This window comes from Schleiferilactobacillus shenzhenensis LY-73 (genome assembly GCF_000469325.1).
GTDB lineage: Bacteria > Bacillota > Bacilli > Lactobacillales > Lactobacillaceae > Schleiferilactobacillus > Schleiferilactobacillus shenzhenensis.
This window is the reverse complement of record NZ_KI271588.1, coordinates 72,321-74,904: the sequence shown is the minus strand read 5'-3', so window position 1 is coordinate 74,904 and position 2,584 is coordinate 72,321. Positions and strand designations below refer to the sequence as shown.

Sequence of the window (2,584 nt, the reverse complement as noted above, 5' to 3'; positions counted from 1 at the left end):
TGTGTCTTTTTCTGTTCAGTTGGTCAACTACTCCGTCCGCAGCGCAATCGCCGCGTCTTTCTTCGCCGCCATCCGAGCTGGGATGTGCCCGCCCAGTACGGTGAGGATCGTGGAGATGACGATCAAAATCACACCGTGAACGGGGTTCAAGTGGGAAACGTTGGCCAGATCCGTGATGTTGTAAAGAATCACGTTGATGGGGAACGTCGCCAGCCAAGCGATGAAGACGCCCAGCACCCCGGCGCCGACGCCGAGGATGACGGTCTCTGCGTCGAACACCCGGGTGATGTCTTTCTTCCGGGCGCCCAGCGCCTTGAGTACGCCGATTTCCTTGGTCCGTTCCAAGACGGACGTGTAGGTGATGATGGCGATCATGATCATACTGGTGACCAGTGAGATACCAGCGAAAGCGACCAAGACATAGGTGATGGCGCTCATCAGGCCGCCGGTGAGGTTGGAGACCGTCCCGGCCAGGTCGGTGTAGATGATCTTGTTGGCCTTGCTCTTGCCCTTGTTGTACTTATCCAAGTACTTGAGGATCTTATCCTTATCGTCGAAGTTGTTCGGATAGATCTGGATGGCCGCTGGGATCTTGGACCCGCCCAGGTAGCCGATCAGGGTCTTCTTCGCCGTACCGCTCGTCGCTTCGCCGGTGAGCACGTTGGTGTCGCTGCTCTTTTGCGCCTTGACGATGGCGGAATTTTCGTTCTGGGCGATGACCTGCCGGCTCAGCTGATCAGAGTAGGCAATCCCTGGTGCCAGCATCCCATCGGACTTCTTCGACTTGACCCGCATCACGCCGACAATGGTCAAGGTCTTGGTGTTCTTAGAATCCGCCATGGCCGCGCTGGCTTTCTTCGGCAGGAAATTGCCGGTGGGCAGCTTCTGGTAGTAGTCGTCATTCGCCACGACCTTGATCTGCTGGCCCAGCAGGTCCTTGAAGGTGTACTTCTGGTTCTCCTTAACGGTGAAGCCCAGATTCTTCAGGCTGTTAATGTTGATGGTGTTGTCTCGGTTCACGACCAGCACGACGTCGGTCGCCTTTGTGGGGTAGCGGCCGGCAATGGCCTTATAGTTCTCCTTGAGATACGACTGCTTGCCGTACCGGTCCACAGGATAGACTGAACCGCCCACGCCCAGCGTGGCCATCATAGCGCTGCTATCGGCGCCGGTACGGTCCGGGTTGCTGTTGGAGAACTTCACTGTCTTATACGTGCCGTCCACATTGCGAATCAGGTTCAGACCGGTGGTGTATGTATAACTGATGTTCTTCGCCAGCTTCTTGTTCAGCCCGTTGATGTAGTCCAGATAATCCTGGTCAATTTTGTTCACGTGCTGCGCTTTATCGGAAGCGGAGGTCTGGGCCGTGATTTCCTTACTTTTAGAAAAGCCCTTCTCTTGCGTCGGCCGGGTCGACGTATCCGTGCCCTGCTGGGCGATGGTGATGGGGTACTGGGCCAGCGTCTCCGCCTCGGTCTTGTCGATTTGGGACTGGAAGCCGGTGGACAGCGCCAAGACGATGGCCACCGAGATAATCCCGATACTGGAGGCGAACATCGTCAGGAAGGTGCGTCCCTTCTTCGTCTTAATGTTCGTGAAGGACAGCTTCAAGGCCGTCCAGAAGCTCATCTTGGTGCGCTTCAAGGTGAAATGGTCGTCCGCCTCATGTTCGCTATACGGATTGGAGTCATCAATGATCTTGCCGTCCGCGAAGTTGATGATGCGGTCAGCATACTGCTTCGCCAGCTGGGGATTATGGGTGACCATGATGACCAAGCGTTCTTTAGAAAGGTCCTTGATCAGCTGCATGATTTCTTCGCTGGTCTCGGAATCCAAAGCACCGGTGGGCTCGTCCGCCAGCAAGATCTCCGGGTCGTTAGCAATCGCCCGGGCAATCGCCACCCGCTGCATCTGGCCGCCGGACAATTGGTTGGGCTGCTTGTGCATGTGTTCTTTGAGACCGACCCGAATTAAGGCGTCCTCGGTGCGTTTGCGCTTTTCTGCCTTCGACACGCCGGACAAGGTCATTCCCATCTCCACGTTGTCCATGATGCTCAAGTGGCCGATGAGGTTGTAACTCTGGAAAATGAAGCCGATGGAGTTGTTCCGGTACGCATCCCAGTCGGCGTCCTTGAAGGTCTTGGTGGACTTGCCCTCGATGATCAGGTCGCCGGAATCATAGCGGTCCAGCCCGCCGATCATGTTCAGCAGCGTGGTCTTCCCAGAACCGGAAGGGCCCAGGATAGCGACAAATTCCTGCTGCCGGAAGGCGACGGACACATCGTCCAGTGCCTTGGTGATGGTGTCGCCGACGTGGTAGTACTTTTTGATGTTTTTGAGTTCGAGCATAACGATCCCCTTTGTCTGCACATTATCGATACCGTGATACAAGTACGTTAAGCCACTTTGGCTGAACTGTCTATCCGTCTGAGGTCTGGACATCCTACGATTCCGTAGAACGTAGGCGATTTGGGCCCGGAGGCTGGCGGGCGTCAGCCATGAAATTTCTGTTAGCGGGCGCTCTTGCCCGCTTACAGAAAGGCCGAGCTTTAAGACCGCGCGTACTTTGCGCGGGCTTAAAGTC

General features: G+C 55.9%; 1 protein-coding gene. It reads right to left on the bottom strand.

The genetic code is table 11. The annotated features are described in order from the left end of the window. Positions 1-27: 27 nt before the first annotated feature. Positions 28-2,349 carry an ABC transporter ATP-binding protein/permease gene (locus L248_RS07185; protein WP_040535453.1) on the bottom strand — a complete coding sequence of 774 codons (2,322 nt, stop codon included), beginning with the start codon at positions 2,347-2,349 and terminating at the stop codon, positions 28-30. Positions 2,350-2,584 lie beyond the last annotated feature (235 nt).

Coding starts and splice junctions, on each gene's coding strand:
- L248_RS07185 (WP_040535453.1), bottom strand. CDS start 2,349: ATGCTCGAACTCAAAAACATCAAAAAGTACTACCACGTCGGCGACACC.